Source organism: Archangium sp. Cb G35, from assembly GCF_001896145.1.
Taxonomy (GTDB): Bacteria; Myxococcota; Myxococcia; order Myxococcales; family Myxococcaceae; genus Archangium; species Archangium violaceum.
In genome coordinates this window covers 32935-58827 of the sequence record NZ_MPOI01000023.1, presented here as the reverse complement: position 1 = coordinate 58827, position 25893 = coordinate 32935, and the positions used below count along the sequence as shown (strand labels likewise).

At 67.8% G+C, this 25893-nt stretch carries 20 protein-coding genes; 9 read left to right on the top strand and 11 right to left on the bottom strand.

Going from position 1 to position 25893, the window contains the following annotated elements:
* The first annotated feature begins 202 nt into the window (after window positions 1-202).
* Window positions 203-1525 carry a DUF418 domain-containing protein gene (locus BO221_RS48745; RefSeq protein ID WP_073567804.1) on the top strand — a complete coding sequence of 441 codons (1323 nt, stop codon included), beginning with the start codon at window positions 203-205 and terminating at the stop codon, window positions 1523-1525.
* Here the strand turns inward: BO221_RS48745 and BO221_RS48740 are convergent.
* A complete protein-coding gene (locus BO221_RS48740; protein WP_073567803.1) occupies window positions 1485-3047 on the bottom strand; it encodes a serine hydrolase in 1563 nt (520 codons plus the stop codon). The genes BO221_RS48745 and BO221_RS48740 overlap by 41 nt on opposite strands.
* Before the next feature lie 501 nt (window positions 3048-3548).
* Here BO221_RS48740 and fusA point away from each other — a divergent pair.
* The 3 genes from fusA (at window position 3549) to BO221_RS48725 (ending at window position 7198) form a co-directional block, all read left to right on the top strand.
* A complete protein-coding gene (gene fusA / locus BO221_RS48735; RefSeq protein WP_073567802.1) occupies window positions 3549-5654 on the top strand; it encodes an elongation factor G in 2106 nt (701 codons plus the stop codon).
* A 120-nt stretch (window positions 5655-5774) separates the two neighbouring features.
* A complete protein-coding gene (locus BO221_RS48730; RefSeq protein ID WP_073567801.1) occupies window positions 5775-6779 on the top strand; it encodes a 3-oxoacyl-ACP synthase III family protein in 1005 nt (334 codons plus the stop codon).
* 11 nt (window positions 6780-6790) lie between these two features.
* On the top strand, window positions 6791-7198 hold the full coding sequence (locus BO221_RS48725) for a hypothetical protein (RefSeq protein WP_073567800.1): 408 nt from the start codon (window positions 6791-6793) through the stop codon (window positions 7196-7198).
* Window positions 7199-7219: 21 nt separating this feature from the next.
* Here the strand turns inward: BO221_RS48725 and BO221_RS48720 are convergent, their stop codons facing one another.
* Entirely contained in the window at window positions 7220-7636 is a 417-nt protein-coding gene (locus BO221_RS48720; protein ID WP_143196132.1) for a DUF6209 family protein, read from the bottom strand.
* Between the two features lie 164 nt (window positions 7637-7800).
* Here BO221_RS48720 and BO221_RS48715 point away from each other — a divergent pair, with 164 nt between their 5' ends.
* Complete coding sequence (locus BO221_RS48715) at window positions 7801-9921, top strand: BTAD domain-containing putative transcriptional regulator (RefSeq protein ID WP_073567798.1); 2121 nt, start codon at window positions 7801-7803, stop codon at window positions 9919-9921.
* On the opposite strand, the gene BO221_RS48710 is transcribed toward BO221_RS48715, so the two are convergent.
* From BO221_RS48710 to BO221_RS48700, 3 genes are all read right to left on the bottom strand, one after another.
* A complete protein-coding gene (locus BO221_RS48710) occupies window positions 9882-10697 on the bottom strand; it encodes a LytTR family DNA-binding domain-containing protein (RefSeq protein WP_233166601.1) in 816 nt (271 codons plus the stop codon). The genes BO221_RS48715 and BO221_RS48710 overlap by 40 nt on opposite strands.
* Before the next feature lie 219 nt (window positions 10698-10916).
* Window positions 10917-11534, bottom strand: a complete 618-nt coding sequence (locus tag BO221_RS48705; protein WP_073567797.1) for a hypothetical protein — start codon at window positions 11532-11534, stop codon at window positions 10917-10919.
* 274 nt (window positions 11535-11808) lie between these two features.
* Window positions 11809-12357, bottom strand: coding sequence for an HD domain-containing protein (locus BO221_RS48700; protein ID WP_073567796.1), 549 nt, complete (start codon window positions 12355-12357; stop codon window positions 11809-11811).
* A 156-nt stretch (window positions 12358-12513) separates the two neighbouring features.
* Here BO221_RS48700 and BO221_RS56880 point away from each other — a divergent pair, with 156 nt between their 5' ends.
* Entirely contained in the window at window positions 12514-13158 is a 645-nt protein-coding gene (locus BO221_RS56880) for a hypothetical protein (protein WP_073567795.1), read from the top strand.
* The gene (locus BO221_RS48690; protein ID WP_073567794.1) at window positions 13158-13997 is read left to right on the top strand and encodes a hypothetical protein; all 840 of its coding nucleotides are present in this window, start codon (window positions 13158-13160) and stop codon (window positions 13995-13997) included. Before BO221_RS56880 ends, BO221_RS48690 begins: the two co-directional genes overlap by 1 nt.
* Window positions 13998-14206: 209 nt before the next feature.
* Here BO221_RS48690 and BO221_RS48685 read toward each other — a convergent pair whose 3' ends face one another.
* A complete protein-coding gene (locus BO221_RS48685) occupies window positions 14207-16780 on the bottom strand; it encodes a DEAD/DEAH box helicase (RefSeq protein WP_233166609.1) in 2574 nt (857 codons plus the stop codon).
* A 911-nt stretch (window positions 16781-17691) separates the two neighbouring features.
* A complete protein-coding gene (locus BO221_RS48680; protein ID WP_073567792.1) occupies window positions 17692-18555 on the bottom strand; it encodes a hypothetical protein in 864 nt (287 codons plus the stop codon).
* 151 nt (window positions 18556-18706) lie between these two features.
* Here BO221_RS48680 and BO221_RS53240 point away from each other — a divergent pair, with 151 nt between their 5' ends.
* Window positions 18707-19207 (top strand): helix-turn-helix domain-containing protein, encoded by a 501-nt coding sequence (locus BO221_RS53240; RefSeq protein WP_158079782.1) that lies wholly within the window; start codon window positions 18707-18709, stop codon window positions 19205-19207.
* A complete protein-coding gene (locus BO221_RS53235) occupies window positions 19200-19709 on the top strand; it encodes a transposase (RefSeq protein WP_083680704.1) in 510 nt (169 codons plus the stop codon). The genes BO221_RS53240 and BO221_RS53235 overlap by 8 nt, the downstream gene beginning before the upstream one ends.
* 256 nt (window positions 19710-19965) lie before the next feature.
* Here BO221_RS53235 and rsmG read toward each other — a convergent pair whose 3' ends face one another.
* The 4 genes from rsmG to BO221_RS48650 all read right to left on the bottom strand — a co-directional run bounded on the left by rsmG (window position 19966) and on the right by BO221_RS48650 (window position 25887).
* Entirely contained in the window at window positions 19966-20622 is a 657-nt protein-coding gene (gene rsmG, locus BO221_RS48665) for a 16S rRNA (guanine(527)-N(7))-methyltransferase RsmG (RefSeq protein ID WP_073567892.1), read from the bottom strand.
* Window positions 20623-20719: 97 nt separating this feature from the next.
* A complete protein-coding gene (gene mnmG / locus BO221_RS48660) occupies window positions 20720-22570 on the bottom strand; it encodes a tRNA uridine-5-carboxymethylaminomethyl(34) synthesis enzyme MnmG (RefSeq protein WP_073567791.1) in 1851 nt (616 codons plus the stop codon).
* Window positions 22571-22757: 187 nt separating this feature from the next.
* Window positions 22758-24740 (bottom strand): HAMP domain-containing histidine kinase, encoded by a 1983-nt coding sequence (locus BO221_RS48655; protein WP_073567790.1) that lies wholly within the window; start codon window positions 24738-24740, stop codon window positions 22758-22760.
* A complete protein-coding gene (locus tag BO221_RS48650) occupies window positions 24700-25887 on the bottom strand; it encodes an ABC transporter substrate-binding protein (protein ID WP_073567789.1) in 1188 nt (395 codons plus the stop codon). The genes BO221_RS48655 and BO221_RS48650 overlap by 41 nt, the downstream gene beginning before the upstream one ends.
* Window positions 25888-25893 lie beyond the last annotated feature (6 nt).

Genomic DNA, 25893 nt, shown 5'->3' with positions numbered 1-25893 from the left:
CCCCGGCGGAATGTCCCGGGCCGGCTGCTCCTCGGGCTGCTCGTCGCCTGGACGCCGGGCGAGCCAGCGCCCACCGCCGTGCATGTCCGTTCTTGAAGGGGCTCGTCCCAGAAATGGGAACGCCCCAGCGAGCGGGCGCCGCTGTCACACATGGGAGGGGTGGCACCGGGAAGCTGGCCCGGGCATTGCCTTGCGCCCCCTCATGGCCTCCACCAGCGCTTCCACCCCCGCCACGAACGCCCGTCCCGTCGAGGAGGGTGAACGCCTCGTCCTGCTCGACACGCTGCGGGGTTTCGCGCTGTGCGGCGTCTTCCTGGCCAACGTGTACCTGTGGTTCAGCGGGCTCATGTTCCGCCCACGCCCCCAGGTGGAGGCGCTCATGCAGGAGGCATCCTGGATGGACACCGTCATCCACCAGGCCTTCGGCCCGCTGATCGGCGGCCGGTTCATCACCATCTTCGCCTTCCTGTTCGGCCTGGGGTTCGCGGTGCAGCTCGGACGCGCCGAGGGCCGCGGCACCTCCATCGTCCCGGTCTACGCGCGGCGGCTGGTGGTGATGCTGGGCGTCGGCCTCGCGCACCTGTTCCTCCTCTTTCAGGGCGACATCGTCAGCACCTACGCCCTGCTGGGCTTCATGCTGCTGCTGTTCCACAAGCGTGAGGACCGCACCCTGCTCCTCTGGGCCGCCGCGCTCATCTTCCTCGGCCCCACGCTCTGGAATACGGCCCTGCGACTGCCCCAGCTGCTCGGCTCGCCGGGCGCCGAGGAGGCCGCGAAGGCCGCCATGGAGCGCTCCCAGGCCCTCCGCGCCCAGGTGCTGGAGGCGTTCTCGCACGGCTCCTGGCTCGACACGGTGCGCGTGGGCGCGGCGTACTACAGCGGGGACCTGTTCCGGAATCTCAGCGTTCTCCTGCCCGTCGTCACCGGCCGCTTCCTGCTGGGCCTGTGGGCGGGACGCCGCCGCATCTTCCATGACGCCCCCCAGCACCTGCCCTTCTTCCGCCGGCTGCTCGGGTGGGGCCTGGCACTGGGCCTCTTCGCCAGCGGCGTGGGCATCCTCGTCGGGCAGCTCTTCTCCCGGAAGATCATCCAACCCGGAACGCTCCCCTGGCTGCCGTATGTCATGGGGCCGATGCGCCACCTCGGAGAGCTGGGCATGGCGTCGGCCTACGTGGCGGGCATCACCCTGCTCTTCCAGCGCGATACGTGGCGCCGGCGGCTGGCCGTGCTCGCACCCGTGGGCCGCATGGGGCTGACGAACTACCTGCTGACGTCGGTGCTGGGCGTGCTCTGCTTCTACGGCTACGGGCTGGGGCTCATGGGCAGGTTGGGCCCCGCGAAGCAATTCGCGCTGACCCTGGTGCTCTTCGCCCTGCAGATCGTCTTCAGCCATCTGTGGCTGGCACGCTTCCGCTTCGGCCCTGCCGAGTGGGTGACCCGCTCGCTGACGTACGGCAAGGCCCAGCCCATGCGCCGCGTCTCCGTCAACGCGCCTCGGGAACGCGCTCGACCGTCAGCTCATTGAAGTGCACATCGAGCAGACTGGGTTGATCGAACTCGAAGCCCTTGAGCTTCCCCTTCGCATCCAGGGAGAACGTCACGAAGCCCTTCGGCCAGTTCATCGGATCCCTCCAATGGAGGCGGAAGGTGTCGTACTGCCAGTGCTCCAGGTCCGCCGTGAAGGACGGACTGTGGCTGAAGCGCAGCACCAGCTTCCCCTTCTCCTGGGCGATGGAGAGGTCCCCGTACATGCGGTCCCGGTAGTTGCCGGCATAGCGCGTCAGCTCGAGCGAGGGCTTCGTTCCCTGAACCCGAGCGGCCACCAGCGCGGCCTCGGCCTCCTTCGCCTTCTTCTCGCCCTCACCCCGGAGCTTCGACAGGATCCCGGCCCAGTCGGTGGCAGGAGCACCGAGGTACGCATCGAGCACCCGGAGCGCCAGCGCGTAGAAGAGACCTCCATCGTTGTGCGAGAGGACCGTGATGCCGAGCTTCTCCTCCGGCACGAGCATCACGATGGCGGACATGCCGTCCATGCCGCCCGTATGGAAGACCAGCTTGCGCCCACGGTACTCGCGCAGGAACCAGCCGAACCCATAGGCACTGAACCAGGAGTCGAGCGGCTTGAGCTCGGGCCGTGACGAGGGCCGGCTCGGCACGAGCATCTGCGGGGTGAAGAGCGCCTGGGCCACCTTCTCGCTGTAGAGCTTCTTGCCGTCGAGGTTCCCCTCGGCCAGCAGCAGTTGCATGTACCTGGCCATGTCATGGGCGCTGGAGACGATGGCGCCGCCGGGCCCGAGCGCGTCGGAGTCGCGATAGGCGATGGCCACTGGCCTGCCGTCGATGCGGACGTGTGGCAGGGCGAGGTTCTTCGACTTCTTCAAGTCACTGAAGAGCGGGCTGCTCTCGTTCATCCCGAGCGGGGCGAAGATGCGCTCGCGGGTGAAGTCCTCCCAGGACTTCCCGGTGACGGCGCGGATGACCTCACCCACCGCCATGTACGTCACGCTCTGGTAGGCGAAGGTGCCGCGGAAGCTGGAGACCGGTTTGATGTAGCTCAGCCGCTTGAGCACCTCCTCGCGGCTGAAATCGGAGCCGTACCAGAGGATGCCGCCGCACACCTCGGGCAGCCCGACGCGATGGACGAGCAAGTCCCGGAGGGTGAGCTCTCGCGTCACGTAGGGGTCATGGAGCTGGAAGTACGGGAGGTACTGGCTGACGGGGTCGTCCCAGGAGACCTTGCCCTCGTCCACCAGCATGCCCAGGCCGATGGCCGCGAAGGACTTCGAGATGGACCCGATCGACAGCTGGGTGTGTTCGTCGACGGGAGCGGACTCGCCCACCTTCCGCACGCCATACCCCTTCGAGAACACCACCTTGCCATCCTTCACGACCGAGACGGACAGGCCCGGCACGTTCCCCTCGCGGAGGGCAGTGTTCGTGTAGCCGTCGAAGCCCGAGAGCGGGGCCGGCTGCCCGGCGGCGGGGGAACCGCCGAGCACCAGCCCGAGCACGAAGAGGAGGGGGAGTACGCCGGCACGTCGAGACATGGGTGAGGCTCCAGGGTGGGAACGAAACATCGCGATGCGCATCTGCAAGTCAGGGACCGTCTCACGGTGAACGCGCCGCGGCCCTCCAGGTCGCGCCGGGTCAATGCCTGCTCAGGATTGACAATTCGCGCTGATGTCTTAAATATGTCCCCGTCATGAGGCCCGTCACCACCACCATCCTGGGTGTGCCGTCAGAGCGCGAGTTCGCGCCGATGGCGGACGTGCGTCTCGGCTCCCGCAACAAGGTTCTGCTCGACATTTGATCAGGCGGACCGGGTTCCCTGGTACGCGGGTTGGCTGGTTCCCGTGTGCCGCAGGGGCTTGGTTCCGCCGCTGATCATCCCGGGCCTTCGTGTGTCCTCACGCCGTCCTGAGCGTCCCTGAGCGGCCGCTTCCGGGCATGCGTGTGCGCGCCCGAGGACCCCGAGCGCCTCATCCCTCTCAACCAGTGTCTGTCTTCAACCCGCGGGTGCGTGCACCCGGCGGGAACGGGAGTCCTTTATGTCTCGCACCACTCGAATCGAGCGCTACCGCAACATCGGCATCATGGCCCACATCGACGCGGGCAAGACCACGCTCACCGAGCGCATCCTCTTCTTCACCGGCCGCATCCACACCGTGGGCGAGGTGCACGACGGCGCCACCGAGATGGACTGGATGGAGCAGGAGAAGAAGCGCGGCATCACCATCACCTCGGCGGCGACCACCGCCTCCTGGAAGCCGATGCGGGGGCCCTTCGCGGGTCTCCCGCACCGCATCAACATCCTGGACACGCCGGGCCACGTGGACTTCACCATCGAGGTGGAGCGGTCCCTGCGCGTCCTGGACGGAGCGGTGGCGGTGTTCGATGCCAGCCAGGGCGTGGAACCCCAGTCCGAGACGGTGTGGCACCAGGCCAACCGGCATGGTGTGCCGCGCATCGCCTTCCTCAACAAGATGGACAAGGTGGGCGCGGACTTCGCCATGTGCGTGCGCTCCATCCGCCAGCGGTTGGACGCCAACCCGGTGCCGGTGCAGTTGCCCATCGGAGCGGGCCCGGAGTTCACCGGGCTCATCGACCTGCCGCGCATGAAGGCCTTCCTCTTCGACGGGGAGCGCGGCGAGCCCGCCGAGGGACAGGAGATTCCGGCGCACCTGCGCGCGGAAGCGGAAGCGCTGCGCCTGCGGCTCATCGAGGCCTGCGCCGAGGTGGATGGAACCGTCCTCCAGAAGTACGTGGAGGGACGGATGGCGGACATCACCGCCGAGGAGTTGGAGCGCGCGCTGCGCGCGGGGACGTTGCAGCGGCAGTTGGTGCCGGTGCTCTGCGGAGCGGCTTTCAAGAACAAGGGTGTGCGCATGCTGCTGGATGGAATCATCAACTACCTGCCCGCCCCGTCGGACCTTCCGGCGGCCCGGGGCGAGACTCCCGGAACGCGGGAGCCCGCCACCCGTACGGCCAGTGACGAGGAGCCGCTGTGCGCGCTCGTCTTCAAGCTCATGCACGACAAGGCGGTGGGGAGCATCGTCTTCCTGCGCGTCTACTCGGGCACGCTGCGCACGGGCATGGCCGTGCTCAACACCCGTCAGGAGCGCCGCGAGCGCGTGGGACGGCTCATGTTCATGCATGCCAACAAGCGCGAGGAGGTGGACGAGGTGCATGCCGGCGACATCTGCGCGGCGCTCAACCTGCGCGGGGTGCGCACGGGCGACACGCTGTGCGCTCCGGAGGCTCCCGTGTTGTTGGAGACGCTCCGCTTCCCCGAGCCGGTCGTCCAGCTCGCCATCGAGGCGCGCTCTCGGGCGGAGCAACAGAAGATGGAGGACGGACTGGCGCGGCTCGCCGCGGAGGACCCGTCCCTGCGCGTGGAAGTGGACCCCGAAACCGGTCAGCAACTGCTGTCCGGCATGGGAGAGCTGCACCTGGAGATCATCGTGGACCGTTTGAGAACCGAGTACGGCGTGGAGGCGAGCGTGGGCCAGCCACGGGTGGCCTACCGCGAGACGCTGCGTCAGAAGGTACGCCAGGAGTACCGGCACGTCCGGCAGACCGGCGGGCCCGGACAGTTCGCCCATGTGGTGCTGGAGGTGGCTCCCGCGCCACGAGGCTCGGGGCTCGTCTTCGTGGACGAGACGCATGGCGGTGTCATCCCGAAGGAGTTCATTCCGGCCATCGAGAAGGGCGTGGCCGGCGCCATGGACAAGGGCGTGCTCGCGGGCTACCCGCTGGTGGATGTGGAGGTGCATCTGGTGGATGGGAGCACGCACGTGCGGGACTCCACGCCGCAGGCGTTCACGATGGCCGGCTCGCTGGCCTTCCAGGAGGCGGCGCGGAGCGCGGGCGTGCAGTTGCTGGAGCCCATGATGGACGTGGAGGTCACCACGCCGGAGGAGTTCCTGGGCGACGTGCTCGGGGACCTGTCCGCCCGGCGCGGGCGTGTGCGGGGGATGGAGGGCCATGGCGCGGTGCGGAACGTCTCCGCGCAGGTGCCCATGGCCACCCTCTTCGGCTACGTGAACAGCCTCCGCGGCCGCACGCAGGGACGCGCCACCGCCTCCCTGCGCCTGGCCACGTATGAGCCCGTGCCCGACGCGCTCCAGGCGCCGGTGCTGGCGGCTCGCAAGTAGAGGGAGCAGGCGGTGAATGACGCGGTGCGCGGCGTACGCGCACCGCGTCACACCGTGGCCTCCGCGTGAAATCCGCGGGCCCGTGGCAGAGCCATGACGTGGCTCGGGTAGACGGTCCGCATGTTCCTCCACGCGCTCGGACACTTCCACCCGGAGAACCTCATCACCAACGCGTTCCTCCAAGACATCGGCCTGGAGACGGACGACGCATGGATCGTCGAGCGGGTGGGCATCCGCACCCGGCACACGGTGCTGCCGCTCGACTACATCCGCGAGACACGCAACCGTGACGTGCGCGGAGCACTCGAGGCCGCGCTGTACTCCAACGCGGAGACGGGCAAGCGCGCGGCGCTGATGGCCCTGCAACGCGCGGGGCGCGACGTGAAGGACGTGGGGATGGTGGTGTCCGGTGGCTGCTCGCCCGACGAGTGCATTCCGGCGGAGGCCTGCCGCATCGCCGAGGCGCTGGGCATCGAGGCCCCGTCCCTGGACCTCAACGCCGCCTGCTCCTCCTTCTGCGCGCAACTGCACTTCCTCGCCGGGATGCGGCCGGAGCGCCTCCCGGACTTCATCCTCGTGGTGAACCCGGAGAACTCCACCCGCGTGGTGGACTACTCGGACCGCTCCAGCTGCGTGCTGTGGGGCGATGGCACCAGCGCCGCGCTGCTCAGCCCTCGTATCCCCGGCCCCTGGCGCATCACCCAGACGCTCCTGGGTGGGAGCCCCTCGGGCGCGGACAAGGTGAAGGTGCCTCGCGCGGGCCACTTCACCCAGCAGGGCTCCGCGGTGCAGACCTTCGCCATCAAGCGCGCCAGCGAGACCTTCCTCGCGCTGCGCGCGCACTACCTCGCGGCCGCACCGGGACGCACACCGGACGGGCTGAGCCTCATCGGCCACCAGGCCAACCTGCGCATGCTGGAGGCGGTGCAGCGGCGCACCGAGGTGTCCGGCGCGCGCCACTTCTACAACGTGGAGCACCGCGGCAACTGTGGGGCCTCGGGCGCGCCCACGGTGCTCTCGGAGAACTGGGACAACCCCCAGGTGGGAGACGCGGTGGCTCTCGCGGTGGTGGGCAGCGGCCTCACCTGGGCCGGAGCCCTGCTGGAGCGTCACCGCGCCGAGTAGGCTCTCGCGCCATGGCACTGAAGAAGAAGGGCAAGTACTTCTACGGGGACTCGCGGGCGGACATCGCCCCGATGCTCGCACGCTATAGCGAAGCGAACGCATATCCCGTCGAGCGGATGGACGACCTGAAGTGCGAGTGCGGCTCCGAGCAGCTGGGCTTGCTGCTGGACGAGGACGAGGGAGCGGCCGTCCAGGTCTGTGCGGCCTGCCAGCGGCAGACCCCCATCGGAGACAGCGCCGACTACCTCGAGGATGCCGAGCTCGAGGAGCGCGAGTGCGTCTGTGGCGGCTCCCGGTTCGAGATCGCCACCGGCGCCGCGTTCTACAAGGACAGCACCGACATCCGGTGGTTCTACGTCGGTTGCCGGTGCGTCGCTTGCGGCCTCGTGGGCTGCTACGGGGACTGGAAGACGCCCTGAGCCCAATCCCCGTGCGGCGGGCTACTGCTGGAGCGTGAACGTGTAGATGGGCCAGGAGCTCGGGTCGTAGGCGACGCAGCTCCCGCGGTCCCAGTTCTTGAAGCGCATCTCGAGGGTGCGCGCCCCCACCGGCGCCGTGATGGTGGCCGGCGCGGGCTGCCGGATGTAGCCGCTCGTGGTGGTCACGTAGGCGCTCTGGAAGGTGCCGTAGTCGAAGCGGTACTCGACGGCGATGAGCCAGGTGTCCATGCCGCTGTACGTCGCACGGCACGTCTTCAGCCGGTCGAGCGCGTACTGGACGGTGAAGGGCTGACCGGCTCGCAGGGTGCCGGTGACCGTATAGGGGCCGCTCGCCGGGAAGGAGATGACCGGGGTCTGCGCCGCGGCGGAGGTGGCGAGCAGCAGGGGAAGGACGAACGCACAGAGTCTGGACGACACGACGGGCTCCTGGTGGGGGGGGAAGGACGACGCGGGCATCCTCTGGGATCCAGCAGGGAATCTTCCAGGGATTTCCCACTTTGGAGTTTTTACAGCATTCCCTCTCCAGGTGTCCTGGTAGCCTGGAAAGCCGGCCGGCGTGACGACGGGAGAGGAGGACCGAGGTGGCCTGGAGCGGGTGGACAGGGCGGGTGTTGGGAGCGGCGTGGCTCGAAGGTCCCGAGGGCCAACGGGTACGGCTGGAGCGGCGGGTCGCGGCGTTGCTGGCCTACCTGGGGATGGAAGGCCCCTCGCCCAAGCATTTCCTGAGCGGTCTGCTGTGGCCCGACTCTCCCCCCACCACGGCACGCAACAACATGCGCCAGCTCCTGCGCCGGCTGCGGCTGGCGTGTGGCGGCCTCGAGGTGGTGAAGGCAGACACCGAGCGCTTGGAGCGCGGTCCCGAGCTGACCGTGGACGTCGCGCACTTGAAGTCCGCCGCCGCGTCCCACGCGCATGCCCAGGTCCTCGAAGCCTTGAGTCCCGGAGGCGGTGGCCCGCTGCTGGCTGGCTTCGACTTCGACGATTGCCCCGAGCTGGCGCGGTGGCTGGACGGTGCCCGTGCCGCCGTGGAGGGCTGGGTGCGCCAGGCGCGAGAGGCGGAGATCGAACGCCACATGGCCCAGGGCGACTGGACGACCGCCCTGACCCAGACCCAGGCCTGGGTCCAACAGGAGCCCGAATCCGAGCAGGCCGGCCGCTACCTCATCCGCCTGCACTACCTCCAGGGGGATCGCGGCGCCGCCCTCGCGGCCTTCGAGCGGCTGCGCTCCGTCCTCTCTCGCGAGCTGGACGTCACCCCCATGCCCGAGACCCTCGAGCTGGTGCGGCACATCGAGCAGGGCACCCCGCCTCCCCGTCCTCCCGCCGCGCTCCCTCCACCACTCCCCGTCTCCGTGCTGCGGCCTCCGGTGCTCGTGGGCCGGGAGGCCGCCTGGCGCCAGCTCGAGGAGGGCTGGAACGCCGGTCAGGTCCTGTTCATCACCGGGGAGCCCGGGAGCGGCAAGTCCCGGCTCGCCGAGGAGTTCGCGACCTTCAAGGGACCGTGGTTCCGGATTGAAGGACGTCCAGGAGACCAGGAGGTCCCCTTCGCCTCACAGGCCCGCGCCCTCCGGACCCACATGGCCCGCCACCCCGACGTGAAGCTGCCAGACTGGGTGCGCGACGAGCTCTCGCGCATCCTCCCCGAGCTGGGCGACCCACGCCGTCTCTCCCCGCTGGCCTCCGAGGCCGACGAGCTGCGCTTCTACGATGCTCAAGCGGAGGCGCTCCGGCTGCTCAGTGAGGGCGGTGTCATCCACGTCGTGGACAACGTGCAGTACTGGGACAAGGCCAGTTCCAAGGTCTTCACCTACGCCGTCGCACGCATGCTCGACTCCCACGTGGGGACGGCTCGACAACCGCGCATCATCGATTGCTACCGCCGGGGAGAGCTCCCGCCCTACTCCGAGGCCAACGTGCGCCAGTTGGTGGACGCGGATCTGGCACGCGTCGTCGACCTCGGCCTCCTCGCCCCCGAGGAGGTGCGCCAATTGCTGGCGAGCCTGGGGCTCCCCGGCGCGGAGGCCCATGCCGAGGCCATGGCCCGCTACACCGGCGGCAATCCCCTCTACATCACCGAGACCCTCAAGCACCTCCTCGAGACCGACTCCCTCCACAAGGACTGGCCCCACCGGCTGTTGCCTCCAGGGCGCGTCGGGCCGCTCATCCAGCGCCGCCTCGAGCGGCTGTCCACGTTGGCCCTCCAGTGTGCCCAGCTCGCCGCCCTGGCCGGCGCCCACTACCGGCCAGCGATCGCCCTCGACGTCCTCGAGGTGAGCGCCACCGAGATTCATGCCGCGCTCAGCGCGCTCGAGGCCGCGCAGATCCTGGTGGACGAGCGCTTCAGCCATGACCTGGTGCTGGAAGCCGTCCGGGCCAGCCTCTCTCCCGCCGCCGCCCGGGTCCTGCATGGCCGTCTGGCCACCGTGCTCGAGCGCGAGGGAGCCCCGGCCATCCTCCTGGCCCACCACTGGATGGAGGCGGGCTCGGTGGAGCGCGCCCTGCCTTTCCTGCTGGCCTCCGCGCACGCGGACGAGCAGGTGCTTCCCCCCGAGCAGGCCGCGGATCATTACGCTCGCGCGGCGGCCCTCATGGACGCGACCGGCCGTCCCGAGGATGCCGCGCAGGCACGCGCCGCCGAGGCGCGGTGCCGCACCCGGGTCCGTCACGCCACGCCCAGCAACGCGTCCAACCGCTCGCGGTAACCACGGCTGAGCTTCAGACAGGTGCCATCACCCAGGATGACCTGGTACTCGCCATGGAAGAGCGGGCGCATCTCCCGCACCCGGCGCGCATTGACGATGGTGGAGCGATGGATGCGCACGAACTGGCGGGGATCCAACTGCGCCTCCAGCTCGCGCAGGGGCTGACGGAGCAGGTGCGTCTGGCCTCCCGCGTGGGCCTGGACGTAGTAGTCCTCGGCTTCCAGCCAGTCCACCTCGCTCACGGAGAGGAAGGCGACCCGGCCGACCTCCTTGAGCACCAGCCGCTCCAGATAACGCGGCGCGGGAGGCGGCGGCGGCGCCAGGTTCGCGGCGGACCGGGAGGTGCTCAGCAGTCCCATCAACTGTCGCGCCAACGCCTGGATGCGCCCGCCCCGCACATGCTCCTTGGCGCGTGACAGCACCCGGGTGAAGCGCTCGTCGTCGTAGGGTTTGAGAAGATAGTCGAGCGCATGCGCCTCGAAGGCCTTGAGGGCGTGGGTGTCGTCCGTGTTGACGAAGATGGTGGCGCCCGTGTGCGCGGGACCTGCTTCCCGCAGTACCTGGAAGCCATCCATGCCCGGCAGCTCCACACCGAGGAAGACCACGTCGACGGAGTGCTGACGCAGCATCCGCACCGCGACGGGACCACTGTCACACTCGCCCACCACCTCTACTTCGGGGTCCGCGGCCAGCCGTGTACTCAGGCTCTGGCGGGAAGGACGCTCCGGATCCACCAGCAGTACGCGGATGGGAACACTCTCCGTCGACAGGCTCACGGCGCGTACTCCCCGCGCGTGTCACATGGTTCGTGGGAGGAGACGATCTCGATGAATCTTTTCAGTTCCATGACCAGGGGGTTCACGCACAAGTCCATGAAGATGGGTTGCGAGCATCCCTACCGGCCCAGGGGTGACGAAGGCGTGACGGCTGAAGCATCCACTCGAGGGGGTGTCCGGCGGCGGCGTCACGCGTCGCGCCGCCGCCGGAGGCGGGACTCAGTGGTAGCGCACCCTCAAGTCGTGAAGGATGGCCGAGCAGCCGGTCCTCGACCCGGCCTCCTTGCCGTCCGTGTCACCCACGCAGGAGAGCTGCCACACCAGCCTGGTGGCGGGGATGAGCTGCGGGAACTGGTATCCGTTGAGGCCGTGCCCCGTATCCGTGAAGCCGAACGAGAACGGCTGGGTCAACGTGGCCGTCTGGGTGTTGCAATCCGCATCATCCAAAGCCGCCAGGCAGACCTTCTCGATGGCGCCGCCCGTGGTGGTGAAGATGTGGTACCAGGCCCAACCCTCGGCCCTGGTGTCGCCTCCCCCAGTCTCCTGGGCCTTGATGTACATCCCCGCCCACAGTTCGGTGCTGTTGTTGCGGATTTCGAGCTGGACGTTGATGTCCATGCGGGGACCGTTCCCGCCGAACTCGGTGTCACCCGCCACCTTCGGAGGCGGGAAGAAGTTCAGGTTGGTGTCATTGAGGATGACCGAGTAGATCGCCTGCTCGGTGGTGGCCAACTGCTCGGCGCCCTGGACGGGCTCCTGCTCCATTGCATCGACGCCGCAGCCAGCCAGGCCCAGCGCCACCGTGGGAATCGCGAAGGAAATGAGTTTGCGGAACATGGTTTTCTCCAATGGTTGAGAATCTGGAATGAATGTGAACGGCCGAGACCACCCTCGCGGGTGGCGCCCCGGGCACACCGGTCTGCCCGGGTTGCGAAGCCAAACTACAGAGCCGCGCACACGCCGGCCGCAGTCGTTCCGTGAGGTGCTCCACCGGTGCTGTGAACCGGCCTGCCGCACCCGTGAAACGTCAGAGATTGTCTGACTGGACGAACCGGGACGGATTGTCTCATCCACCCACGCCGGAGAAGTCCCGCTCTACTGAAGAGTGACATCAAAGGCCGTGGGATGCCTGCCACTCGAGGCGCTCATCGGCATCGCGCGCCAGCCGTTCGAGCACCTCGTCCAGCGAGAGGAACACCTCCCACGGAGCCTGCCCGCATGCAGCGGCCACGCGGCAGCAGACCTCTTGCTCGAGCGGCTCGTCCCGCTTCCCCTTCCAGACCGTGTCGGCCAGCGTGACGAGGAGGTCCTCGAGCGCCAGGGCCTCGCGCTCGGACTGCGCATGCGTCCGGGCGAAGCGCGCGAGGTGAGCCGGAACGCCCCGCGTGAGCAGGAGTTGCTCCCCGAGGGCCTCGTGCCTGTCCCCTGGCTGGGAGAGTTCTTCCCGGACGACCGCCTTGCCAACATCGTGAAGCGCGGCGCCGAAGACCACGGCCTCCGCGTCGAACGACAAGCGGGGCCAGCGCTTGCGCAGCGCGGAGGTGAGCCTGACGGCCACGTCATGGACGAGCGTCAGGTGGGCGACCAGCCGCGGAGGCGCGCGCAGTTCCTCGAGGATGCGCGCGGCGGACTCGGGGAGTGAGTGGAGACGAAGGGACATGGGGCGTCCGCGAGCATACGCGGGTAGAGTCATGAGTGCAGGACCCGCAGAAAGGGACCTACTCGTGAGCAGAGCGGGAAGTGCAGCAGCGGGACTAATGTCGTGCTCCTACGTCCGCCAACCAACCGCGCTGAGCATGGGCAGGAGGTTCTCCACATGAGCATCAGAATCATTCGCCAGCGACTCATGGTGCTGAACCTCTGCCTCATGCTGATGTCGTGTAGCGCCACTCGCCCAACCCTGGCGGGACCATCCGGACCGCAGGACCTAGCGGAGTACGTGCTCATCATTCAGGAGAAGCCGGACGGACAACCCACCCACGAGTGGCGGCCAGCCCAGGACATCGACTTGTCGCAATACCCGCACCGGGTTAGCAGAAAGACCAATACAGGTCGCATCCTTCGTGCCACCTTCACGCGCGACTGCGAAGAGGAACTGCATGCGTGCTATCAAGATTGCATGAGTCGCCCCCTCCCCCCCGGCTATGGCAGCGTCAAGATTCCACGCAAAGCAGGAGGTAAGGCGGAGTGGTGCAACAAGAAATGCCTCCAGCCCTACAACGACTGCTGCCGATTGCGCGAATTGGAGGCGCACCGCTTCGAGACGATTGGTCCCGCCGTTGAATGGGCGAAACAACACCGCAAGCAAATCTTGACCGGCACCATCATCATCATCGCTGGAGTCACATTCGTGGCATGTGGAGGACCTGGAATCCTCATCCTGGCTCCAGCCTCAGCGGTCCTCCTGACGAGCAGACTCAAGACCTCACCGACTGATGCCCTGAATCAAGAGAGGCTTTGATGCCAATCCATGATGCAATCATCGAGGCCCAGAAACTCATCGGGAGGCTCTGGAAGGAGGAGCAATCTCCCGAACGAGAAAGAATCCTGGAGTGTGCGGGATACACGCTCTCTTTCATATCCGCAACCGGCCAGGACTACCGGTTCGAAGACTTTCGCCAAAGTCAGGCCCCAGGCAGCCCGACACCGGTCGAACCGCGCGATCTCGCCCCAACCGAACCAGGGGCGGCTGGCAGCGCGAACATTCGAGAGTTTCTGGCCAGAACCCGTGGCTTCTTCAATCAGCTGCTAGCCGAGCCGGGTGCGACCAACGACCAGGAACCGATTCGCCTCCTCCTCGATGTGGTCGGCTACATCGTCTTGACCGGCGCGCTTGTCGCCTTGGACGAGCATATGCGGAGACTTGAAGCCGGCTCTCCACCGCGCGTCGTCGCCGCATTTGGCACGCAGGCAGAGGCAACAGCGTGGCTGGAGAACACCTCAGAGCCACTCAGCAGGGCCTTGGTGTTGATCGGCGACCAGTACAACCAAGCCGTCTATCTCCGAGACATCAACCACCGTAAGGTCATGCCGTGGCCCGCCATGGAGTACTACCTCGCGGAGCTCGTACGGGATGTGGCGCCCATCGCTCTGGCCTCGTTCTCCAGCCGTGAGGTGGCCGAGACCTGGCTGAACGCGCAAACCGAGCCGCCCGATCGCGCATGGGTGCTGATCACGGGTGAATTCCACCTCGCGGTCAACCACGCCAACGTCCAACGCCGCGCCCTGTATCCTCTGTCGATGGCCGATGGTTACACCATCAATGACGAGGTTGAAACTGAGCCACCACGGCAAGACTGAAAAGCGAGGCGCTATGCGTCGGGGGAGTTGCCGCCTGGAGTCACATCCAGGCCAATAACTTTTCGAGAAACTCGGCCGCGTCCACCGGATGCACCGTGCACCTCACGGTGGAAAGGCTCAGCTCGGGGCGGACAAGATTTTTAGGGCCTCAAGTTGGAGAGGCCCGTGAGGAGCACGACACTGTCTCAGCGTGCGGCGGGACATATCGATCATCCCTTGAGGATGGCACGAGCAGCTTCAAGCAACGTCAATTCCTCAGGTGTCCGGGCAAGTCGCGAGTCCGCATCCTGGCTGAGCCACACCGTACGCTGTGCTTTTACCCACTCCTCGGCCAAGCTGTCTCCGCTCTGCTCTAGTGGTAGCGGAAACAACTCTGAAAGGAGGTGTGCGGGGCGGCGAAGGTGAATCCCAAAACGGTACCAAGCGAGGGTGCTCGGAGAGTTGCATCCCGAACGAATGGCCAATGGAAGCAGTGCCAGCGTGCTTGCCACTTCGTTTACGTGAACTGCGACTGGCTCTTGCGCCGACTCCGCCTCTCGCCGCGCTTCCAACAACGCCAACAGGCCACCGGCAGCGCGCGCCAAGCGCTCAACTGTCGAGTGGGCGAGAGCAATCGCACGTGGAATTGGGCCGCTGGGATTGCTGCGGCCCGGGTCCGGCGATAGCGAAGTGCCATCGAGCACCCGCGCCACCTCGGCCAAAGGCTTCCCTGCCATGTACTTGTCTACTGCCTCCTGCAAAGCCTTCCAGGCCAACCTCCATTTGTCACTGGGGGTCCAGGCGAGAGCAACGCTCGAAGGCTCTACCGCCCAGAGATACCTAATCGCGTCGGAACTGTGTTTTTCCCCTAGGAGATCGATCACATGCACTGGGGAGACCCGACAAAGTACCTCGAAGAGTGCCGTCGTCCAACGCGACATGGGCACCCCTACGTGAGGCAGTGCCAGAACATCCGGACATTGCTCGAGCGCCTGCTGCAAATGCAGCATGAGGAAGAAGGGGAGACCGGACTTCGCACAGGCCGCAGGGAGCCACGACGGAGCACCTGAACGCGCGATGAACACACGCTCCAAGCCCTCCAGTGCCGAGGCGGCGCCTTTTACCATCGAAATACGATTAGGCCCAGGCCACCGGCTCGCCGCGAAGCTCTTAGAGAGGATTGTCTCAGCAGTGACCTCTCCATCTCGGCGTGCTGCGAGGTAGGAGATTGCGACAAGTTCGTCGGACTTTGCGGTCGTCAGCGTCGCTGAAGGGTCTGCAGCAAGCACGGCCAAGCTCAAGAGGCGGCTGTCCAATGTCGAAGAGGCATCCTCGTCACTGAGAAACGCAACTGCCCTTCGAACCTTGGCTGCATCGGTTGCTGCCGCTACTGCGATAGGCGAATCTGGAATAACCAGTGCCAAGCCGTGGTTGGCCACACCAGCTCGGCCTGCACGTCCCACGGCGTTGAGCAACTGAGCCTTAGAGCGCTCCTCCGACATATCGCCGGATGGCTTCGGACCTTTGCCACCGATGGAGGTGCCTCCGATAACGACGATGGGGGCAGGGAGGTTCAGACCTTGTGCGAGTGTGCCTGTAGCAAACATCGCGCGTGCACTGCCCTCGCGAAAGGCAATCTCCGAGGCTCGGCGTTCGCTGTCCAAGAGCGCACTCGTGTGGACTGCAACACCTCGTTCGATGAGAGTTCCAGGCTCGCTCTCGCAACCCAGTTCCGCTTGAGCCACGGCGAGAAGGGCCCGCGCGTGGTTACTCAGGACTGGGCGCGCAACCGCCTGAGTAACGGGTGCAACCTGGCGAGCAACAGTGAAGCAATGGTGCTTGCTGGCGGCGAGAAATGTCAGAACCTGCTGGTCCAGGCGCGAGAAGTGCGCCGCGAGACTGCCCGCCGATGAGTTGACCCAAGACTCCTCCAAGTCGCCGACCCCATCAATTTCGGTCTTGCCCTCCAAACTGGTCGGCAACTGCATCAGTGCATATTCTGCGGCGCTGTCCGATGTCCAAGCTCCCTGAAGGCCGGCAACCGCCACATGGAAGCAACGGAAGGGGTAACGCTTTGGCCGCTTCAGGGGCTTCTTCCGCCGGGCCTCCTTCTCTCGTCCGTCAGCCATCGCTTCCAGTTGCGAAGCACGTGTCCGAGGAAGGTCGATGGCAACCGTGGCGCGGAGGGTGCGCGTCGGACGCCATGGCTCGTCGATGAGGGCGACCTCGCTCCCGGTCGCGCTCTTGAGCCAGTCGGAGAGCACCTCTGGGTTGGCCATCATCGCTGACATCAGCATCACACTGCAGTTGGAGGCCAAGGAGAGCAGGTGGCTGAGCACCAACTCGGCAAGCGCCCCACGTCCTGGCTCTGCGATGAGATGGCACTCATCGAAGATGCAGAGACGGCAGGAGTTGAAGACCTCAGGAGAAAGCCGAAGCGCGAGGGCGCACTTCTCGGGGGTCATTACGGCAACCGTACCCGATTGGGCGTACCGGACCCGATCACCCTCCGCAGTGGTGTATTCCTGGCCGCCGAAGAAGAGGCGAACTGATATATCGGAAAGGGGCCGAAGTGCCACCTTCAAGTCCGTCGCCACTTGGCTCGCTAGCGCATTAGTGGGCACGAGATACAACACCCACCCCTCCAGTACCGCTTGGGACGCTGCGAGTTCTGCGAGAAAGCTCTTGCCCGCCCCTGTGGGGAAGCTGACAACCGAGTGCTTCCGTGGACCAGGAAGACACTCGGAGACAAACCGCACCGCATTGGGCCAGATGAGCGGTCGCGGGGCCTCAGTTGTCCCCATCGCTCGTTGATGCAAGTAGTCGGAGTAGGCATCCTCGTGGTCAACAGGAGGCGGAACGCTCCGGAGAGCCCGATCCTTCGTGGACGCAATGGTGGCCGCGAGAAGTCGGACGAGGTGGTGGATGTCCGCGTGCTCGGTCGCGACAAAGTGAAGGCCTGGGAGGAGGGACGTGTCCCTCGGCCCAGCGACTGTCGCCCCACGCAGGCGAGCGCCGATTCGCTGTAACCTACCAATTACCTCGTCGGGTGACACGTTGCCGCGGGCAGCCAACCACCCCAAGTAGTGGTTGCTCGCAGCGCCGAGTTCCCAAAAGAGCTGTGCGCGCAGGGCGCTGCGGGGCGTCTCCTTATAAAGGGAAGCGGGCACCGCGTCCGGAGGTGGGCGGATAGTACGTGGGTCAAGACGCGCCAAGTGGATGAGCGCCTCGAATGCCCAGTCTGCATTTTGCGCTTCAGGGGTACCCGGCTGCGTAGCCCCAACGAGACGCGTTGCAATGGTGCCGGCGTTCGCGTCGAATCCCGCGTACAGGTAGAGGAGCGCCGCTTCCATTGATGTGAAGAGCGAGGGGTCGGCAAACCGGTACCGACTGCTTGGCGCCTTGGCCAGAGGGTTGGAGAGCCGCTGGTGCTCAGCAAGAAGAGCGAGGCCCTCTGCAGCAACGAAGGCTGCGGCCCGCGACGTTTCATCCGGCTCGGAGCAGTCGAAAATGGCATGGCTCTCAAGGGCACTCGCGAGTCTTCGCAGGTAATCCAGGAGGGAGGCGTCAGTGGGGCCTTCGGAGCGCTTGCTCTGAAGAGAGAGCGCCTGGATGTCGAGAAATGCGGCCGAGAGCATTCGGCGAGCATCGGCAGGAGCAAGCTCGTGCAGCGCGGGCAGGCGTTCGAAAAGCTCCCGAGAGCCGGGACCAAACATCAGGCTGCCCTCGTCGCCAAACCGCTGGCCTCGAAACGAATCCGGTCGGCCACCTGATCAAAGAACTCCTTATGATTCACCAGGGGCATGGAGAAGAGCCGAATACGGTCCGCGCCGCAGGCGAGGGCTGCAAATGTCGGGCGGTCATTTGTCGGCTCAAATTTCGACGCCTGTGCATATCCCAGAATAGGGAAGAAGACACGTCGAACCCGCCAGAAGGCGGGCGTGATGAGTTTCTGATGCTCTGGAGTGAGAGAATCCCGTAGCATCTGAACCTGGCTTCGGACATCGCCTTCCCGCAACCCATTTTCGACTTCGTCGAAGAGCCTCGCTGTTTCGGTGACGTGCGCGCTGATGTTAAGGTCCGAGGCCTTCACCTCGCCGATAGTGAGACCTAGGCCTTCGCCTTCGACGTGGATGCCCACAAGGTCCAGCCCATGACTGTGCACGTCTGCATGTATTTGGGTCAGCACCTGCAGCTGGCCCGGGGGAGCGAGGGGGGGGCTTTTCCGCGAGAGCAGCAGCAAGAGGTGACCGATGCCCTCAGCAATCCAGGGATCTCGTAGCGTCGTTCGCCGCTTTTCATCGATGTTGTTGTCCGCGCCGAGGAGTCGAACTGCTTCCTCGTGAAAGGCGTTCGCGAAAGCAACGTTCACTTCGAAGAGGTCACGTGCGATGGCCAAGTTCGTTCGGACAGAATGGGCAATCCCCGCCTCAAACAGGTAATGCCCGAGGGCCTCAATGACGGCCGGGGCTTCGAGGCCTGTGATGACGGTCACGCGGTGAGAGAAGGCAGTCGGCTGGGCAAAGCCCAACGCCTGGCGAACAACCTCGATTGAATCTTCCAGCGGGTCCTGTGACATTTCCCCTCACCACCGCTTGTGCGGTGGCAACCTATAGGGAATTCAAGGAAGCGCCAGATTATGACCATGCTGAGGACCAGCACTCGGCCTAAGCCCCTGGACATAGATATTGTCCACCCCCGGGATGAGACCGCGAGGGGTAGACGAGAAGATGCGCGCTCAGCTGCGAAAGCTGAGCCGCGCACCTGATGCAGGCTGGTGGGTGCGTGAGCGGGTCGACATGGTGCTGCTGGCCGCCAAGGGCTGGAGCGCGCCGCTCATCGCCCAGCACCTGGGATGTAGCGACAAGACCGTGCGGCGTGTGCTGCGCGCTTTTGAGGCCAAAGGGGTAGAGGCCCTGGAGCGGCAAGTCAGAGGGCCGCCACCTGACCTGGCCCAACGCCAACATGTCCACGCCGCTCTCGCCGCCCTCTTGGCTCAGCCACGCACGTGGACGTCGGGTCAGCTGGCGCTCGCCTTGCGCGAGCATGGCGTGCGGCTGGGAGCCCGGCAGGTGCGGCGCTATCTGGCGGACCTGGGGGCGAGCTGGCAGCGCACGAAAATGACGTTGGCCCACAAACAGCGGACGGACGAGGTGGCACGTGCCCGCCGTCATCTCTCCAGGCTAAAAAAACGCCCGAGCAGGGAGGGTAGACCTCTACTACCTGGATGAATGCGGCTTCTCGCCGACACAGCCCACGGGTTACAGCTGGGCGGCGCTCGGCCAGCGTAAGCTCGTCCCGTACGAAAACCCCCAGGGGCGGAGAGTCAACGCGCTGGTGGCTTACAGGCCGCTGGGCTCCAGGCCCACGCTGCGCTACCTCGTGCACCCACGCACGCTGACCAGTCGCGACGTGTTGCACCTGCTCGAGCGGCTCGCTTCGCCCCCGCGCTCCTGCGTGGTGGTGCTGGACAACGCGGGCATTCACGTCAGCAGGCAGGTGCGCGAGCAGTTGCCGCGCCTGGCTCGACGGGGACTGACGCTCTACTACCTGCCGGCGTATGCGCCTGAGCTCAACGAGGTCGAGGCGGTGTTTCAAGTCCTCAAGCAGTACGAGATGCCCGAGCGCAGCTACCACACCCTGGCGCAGCTGCTCGCCGCCATCCGGCGGGCGCTGGCCAGCTACAGCCAGCGCCTCCACCGACGTGGACAGAAACCGTGTCCAGGGGCTTAGGGCAAGGGGAGGACACGGACTCCGCCCGCCCGGGGAGAACGGGCTTTGGGCGTTCCGCTTCCGTGCGGTGGAGGACACGGTGGGCCCGCTCGGGTTCGACCCGGGGCCCGGATACCCTCACCCCGTCCCTCTCCCGAGGGGAGAGGGGTTGATGCGCGGGTGAGGGCAGATACGCGCGGGTTGGAGCCCGCGGGTTGATGCTCGGAGGGGACTCCTGGGTCCGCCTCCTTCCCTCCTCGGCTTCGCGAACGCCGCTCTACTTCGCGAACGCCGCCACCTGACGCTCCGCTCCCGAGAACGGCAGCCGGTACGACCTCGCCGACACCAGCTTCAGGCCCCGCTTCTCCGCCTGCGCCTTCAGCTCCTCCTCGCTCAGCGCCTTCCCCAGCATCGCCACCACGTTCCCTCCCTCCGCCAGGTACGCCGGTGCCAGGTCCAACCAGTCCGGCAGATCCATGAAGGCCCGGGCGATCACCCGGTCCGCTCGCGGCAGCCCCTCCGCCTCCGGCTTGCCCTCCGCTCGCGTGTGCACCGCCTTCGTCCCCGTCAGCCCCAGCCCCGCCACCGCCACCACCGCCTTCACGTACCCCACCTTCTTCCCCACCGCGTCCACCACCGTCACCGACAACGACGGCCTCGCCATCTTCAGCGGCAGCCCCGGGAACCCCGCCCCCGCTCCCACGTCCAGCACGCTCCCCGCCCCCTCCACCTCCGGCAGCACCGCCAGCGAGTCCAGGAAGTGCTTCTCCACCACTTCCTCCTCCGCCGTGATGGCCGTCAGGTTCACCTTCGCGTTCCACTTCAACAGCTCGCCCATCAGCCGGTTCAGCCGCGCCGGCACGTCCTCCCCTACCGTCACCCCCAGCGCCCTGCACCCCTGCCCAATCAGATCGCCGAAGCGCGCGTTATCCACAGCCACCCCTCCCTGCTCGGGCTCCAAGCCCTTGAAATGTCTCGCACCTTTGGGTGCTCCAAACTTCTCCACACCTTGTCCACACCCCCCTGTGCGATCAGGAACCGCTTCCGCCCGGCCCTGACTCGCTCCCCACCCCGCCCCGCTTGAGCGCCACCAGCACCAGCGAGAACGCCGCCGGCGTCAGCCCCGGTATCCGCCTCGCCTGCCCCACCGTCGCCGGCCTCACCTTCTCCAGCTTCTCCACCGCCTCCGCCGACAGCCCCCTCACCCCCGCGTACGCGAAGTCCCCCGGAATCCTCCACCCGTCCCACGCCTCCGCCTCCCTCGCCGCCGCGCGCTCCGCCATGACGATGTAGCCCTCGTACTTCACCTCCACCTCCACCTCCTCCACCACCTCCTCGCTCAACGCCGGCCAGCCCTCCGCCTTCTCCGCCGCCAGCGCCGCGTACGTCACCTCCGGCCTCTTCAGCCGCGCCGCCAGCCCCGTCCGCTTCAGCCTCGCCACCTCCTCCGTCACCGCGCGCCGCTTCTCCTCCACCCGCTCCAGCACCTCGCGCGACACCAGCCCCACCCGCGCCCCGTGCCTCGCCAGCCGCAGCTCCGCGTTCCCCTCGCGCAGCTTCAACCGGTGCTCCGAGCGGCTCGTGAACATGCGGAAGGGCTCGTCCACCCCCTTCGTCACCAGCTCGTCCACCAGCACCGCCCCGTGCGCCTCGTCCCGGCCGAGCACCAGCGCCGGCTCGCCCTTCACCTTCAGCCCCGCTTGAATCCCCGCGAACAGGCCCTGGAAGGCCGCCTCCTCGTAGCCGCTCGTCCCGTTGAGCTGCCCGGCGAAATACAGGCCCTCCACCTGCTTCGTCTCCAGCGTCTCCTTCAACTGCGTGGGCGGCGCGTAGTCGTACTCCACCGCGTAGCCGAAGCGCGCCACCTCCACCTTCTGAAGCCCCGGCAGCGTGCGCAGGAACTCGAGCTGCACCTCCGCCGGCATGCTCGTGCTCAGGCCCGCCGGGTACACCAGCGGCGAGTCCGGGCCCTCGGGCTCGAGGAACACCAGGTGCCGCTCGCGCGCGGAGAAGCGCACCACCTTGTCCTCCAGCGACGGGCAGTAGCGCGGGCCGCGGCCGACGATCTCCCCCTGGAACAGCGGCGAGCGGTGGAGGTTGTCGCGGAGAATCCGGTGCGTCTCCGCCGTGGTGTACGTGAGCGCGCACGTCACCGCGGGCTGATTGGGGAACGGGCCATCCCCGAGTCCCCAGCGCGTGCGCAGGGACAGCGGGCGCGGCGGGAAGTCCCCGTGCTGCGGCTCGATGGAGGCCCAGTCGATGCTGTCGCGCAGCAGGCGCGCGGGCGTGCCCGTCTTGAAGCGCCCCAGCGAGAAGCCCAGCGAGCGCAGCGAGTCCGAGAGCCCCTTCGCCGCCTCGTCGCCGAGCCGCCCGCCCACCTCCTTCTTCTCGCCCACGTGCATGAGGGCCTGGAGGAAGGTGCCGGTGGTGAGCAGCACGGCGCTCGCCGCCACCTGGGTGCCATCGCCGAGCACCACGCCGGCCACGCATCCGCCCTCGGCCACCACGGAAGACACCTCGGCCTCGTGCACGGTGAGGTCCGGCTGGGCCCACAGCACGGACTGCATGGTGCGCGCGTAGGCCTCGCGGTCGCAGAGCACGCGGGTGGCCTGCACGGCCGGGCCCTTCGAGGCATTCAGCGTCTTGAAGTGCGTGCCCGAGAGGTCCGCCGCGCGGCCCATTTCCCCGCCGAGCGCGTCCAATTCGCGCACCAGGTGGCCCTTGGCGGTGCCGCCCACGGCGGGGTTGCAGCTCATGACGGCGGCGCGCTCGCGCTTGAGGGTGAGGCCGAGGGTGGACAGGCCCATGCGCGCGCAGGCCAGGGCGGCCTCGCAGCCGGCGTGACCCAGGCCTACCACGATGACGTCGTACCGATGCTTCATGCCAGCAGGGGAGGGGAGGAGGTGGAGCCCCACTTCTCACGCGGAGCCCTCGCGAAGGCAAGCCGCGCGAGACGCACGCCTCCACTCCCCAGGGGAGCGAGCGAGAGGAGCCCCTCCGGGCGCGGTCTCGCCCAACTTGTCCAACAGTTGGACAAGTCTGGAAGAAGTGCGCCCGGCAGGCTCCCCCTCAGCCCACCGCGCGCGGAGCCTCGCCCACCGGCAGTTCCACGGTGAACGTGGAGCCCTCTCCCGGCCGGCTCTCCACGGAGATGGTGCCCCCGTGCGCCTCCACCAGTTGCCGCGTGAGGTAGAGCCCGAGCCCCAGTCCCCCATAGTGCCGCACCGGCACCCCGCGGCCGAAGCGCTCGAAGAGCCGCACCCGCTCGTCCTCCGGCATGCCGATGCCGTGGTCCCCCACCACCAGCCGCACCGTGCCTTCCCCCGGCGTCACCCGCACGTCGATGGGACGGCCCTCGCCGAACTTCAGCGCGTTGAGCAGCAGCCCCGTCACCACCTGCTCCAACCGCCGCGCGTCCCACCAGCCCACCGCCGGCCCGTGCAGCTCCCGCCGCACCTCGGAGCCACTGGCCGCCAACCGGGGCCCCATCTCCTCCAGCACCGCGGCCACCAGCTCGCCCAGGTCCACCCGCCGGCGCCGCAGCTCCAACGCGTGGCCCGCGCTCAGGTGGGACACGTCCAGCAACTGGTCCACCAGCTGGCCCAGCTGCTTCGTCTGCCGCTCGGCGGCCGCCACCTCCTCCAACAGCCGGGCCGGCTCCACCGCGGCGCCACTCCGGCCCCGGCGCAGCAGACTCTGCAGACGCAGCTGCAGGGGCAGCAGGGGCGTGCGCAGCTCGTGCGCGGCCACGGCGAGGAACACGTCCCTCAGGCGGATGGCCTGCTCGGCGTGCCGGTACAGCCGCGCGTTGTCGAGGGCGATGGCGGCGCGGCTCGCCAGCTCCCGGGCCAGGGCGAGCTCGGCGGGCCCATAGCGCCCGGGCGAGGCCGAGACGAAGGTGATGGCGCCCAGCCGGTGCTCCCGCGCCACCAGCGGCACCACCAGCAGGCTCTGGATGCCGAGCGAGCGCGCGAGCTGGAAGTGCGCCTCGTCCACCACCATGGCGCGCAGCTTCTCGTCGGTGACGAGGGGCACCACCACCGGCGGGCCCTTGCGCGCGACGTGGGCCGGAGGCGACGCCGAGCCGGGGCCGGGCGGGTAGCGGCGCTGCAGCTCGTCGAGCAGGGGCCGCTTCGCCGCGTCCACGTGCGCGCCTCCCACCCGGCGCATCTCCCCGCCGTCCAGCAGGTCGATGACACACCAGTCCGCCAGCGCGCCCACGCACAGCGAGGCCACGCGCGGCAGCACCTTCTCCACCTCCAGCGAGGTGAGGAGGACCTCGCCGGCCTCGGCCAGCAGGGCGTTGGAGGCCTCGGAGCGCTGGCGCTCGCCGAGTTCCTGGCGCAGCGACTCGCGCATCTCGTTGATGGCCGAGCACACCTCGTCCAGCTCGTCGCCACCGCCGGGCGCGGGGGCGCGGCGCCGCAGCACCAGCGGCGAGTCCAGGTGCCCCGGCTCCAACCCGCGCGTGTAGGCCGCCATGGTGGCCAGGTGCTGCGTCACCATGCGCTGGACGACGAAGAGGACGAAGAGGGCGATGAGGAACGTCTGGGCCCCGTGGGTGGCGAGGGTGACGAGTACCCGCTCTCCCAGCCGCGCGTGGATGCCCGCCAGGGTGGCGCTCACCCGCAGCGTCCCCAGGAAGAGCGTCCCGTGGTACAGCGGGATGGAGCGCACCACCGCGTGCTCCGTCCCGGGCGCGATGCCGGCCGCGTAGTGGGTGCCCAGCGCGCTGTCCACCTCGGCCCGGACGATGTCCGGCAGCGTCGTCATCCCCTCCAGCTGGATGCGCAGCGGCGCCTCGTCGAGCGACCAGAGACTCTGGGCCACGCTCTGCGCGTAGCTCCGGCGCAACTGCTCCAGACGCTCCTCCAGGGCGTGGACCTCGCCGCGGTAGTCGGCGGCGAGCTGCACGGCGGTGCTCACCAGGCTGGCGGCGAGGCTGAAGAGCACGATGGCCACGAGCAGCCGGCGGCCGAGCCGGTTGCCGGGAATCCGCCGCCCGCCACGCTCAGGGGCGACGCTCGGAGGGGAGGGGGCGCGTGAATCCATACGACTCCAGGAGAAGACCCGGGAAGCGGCGGTGCCGCTGGAGGAACAGGGCCCGGAGCGAGAAGTCGTAGTGCGTCAGGGAGGGGTTGGCCACTTTGGAGAAGGCGCGGAAGTCGATTGCCTCCCAGTCCTCCTCGCCGAGCCACGCGCGGACGGCGTCCACGTTGGCGCGCGAGACGGGGAGCAGGGAGGTGCGCCAGTCGAGCCCCTCGGAGGCGAAGTCGCGGCCGTGGTGGTGGTCATACAGCAGCACCAGGGCCCAGGCGCCCTCCAGGAAGTGGCCGCCGAGCGAGGCCACCATCCGCCCCTCGTGCACGGCGCGGAGGGCCTCGGGCGTCCAGTCCATGCCGCCCAGCACCACGTCCTGGCCGGGGCGGCGGCCGGAGGCCTCCACCGCGCGCAGGGCCCCCAGCGCCATGTTGTCGTTGGCGGCCCAGATGACCTGGAGCCCCGGGTAGCGGAGCAGCAGCAGCTCCGCCTTGCGCAGGGCCGCGTCCATGGCCCACGAGGCGGAGACCTTCTGGAGCAGCTCGGCGCCCTCCCACGCGTCCACGGCCTGGAGCAGCCCCTCGGAGCGCCCCAGCCCGGAGGCGTCCTCGAGCCGCCCCTCGAGCGCGACGAGCCGCACGGAAGCGCGCGGAGGGCGGCCCCGGGTGGAGGCCTCCAGGAGCAGCCGGGCCAGTGTCCGGCCGGCGAGCGCCTCGTCCGGCATCATCTGCCCGAGCCAGAGCGGGAAGTGCCCGCGCGGCCCGCCCAGGCGCCCGGCATCCGCTGGCAGCAGGCCGGAGTTGATGACGAAGACGGGGACCTTCTCGCGCCTGGAGAGCTCCAGCAGGCGGGCGCCGATGCCCCGGTGCATGGTGAGGAGGAGGTAATCGGGCCGGCCGGGCCCGCTCATCACCTCGCGCGCCCGCTCGAGGACTTCTCCGGGCCAGTGGCCCACGGTGAGGATGGTGAGCTCGATGTGCAGGTCATTCGCGGCGGCGCGCAGGTTGCCCAGGACGTTGTCCCGCCACGGGTTGCCCGGCGGCAGGGCATTGAGGAAAACCACGCGCATGGGCCGGTCCACCGGAAACGCCTGCGCCACCGCGTCCGGAGGCAGCAGCAGCGCGAGCACCAGGACGACGAGCCGCCAGAGGCCAGACATGTGGGC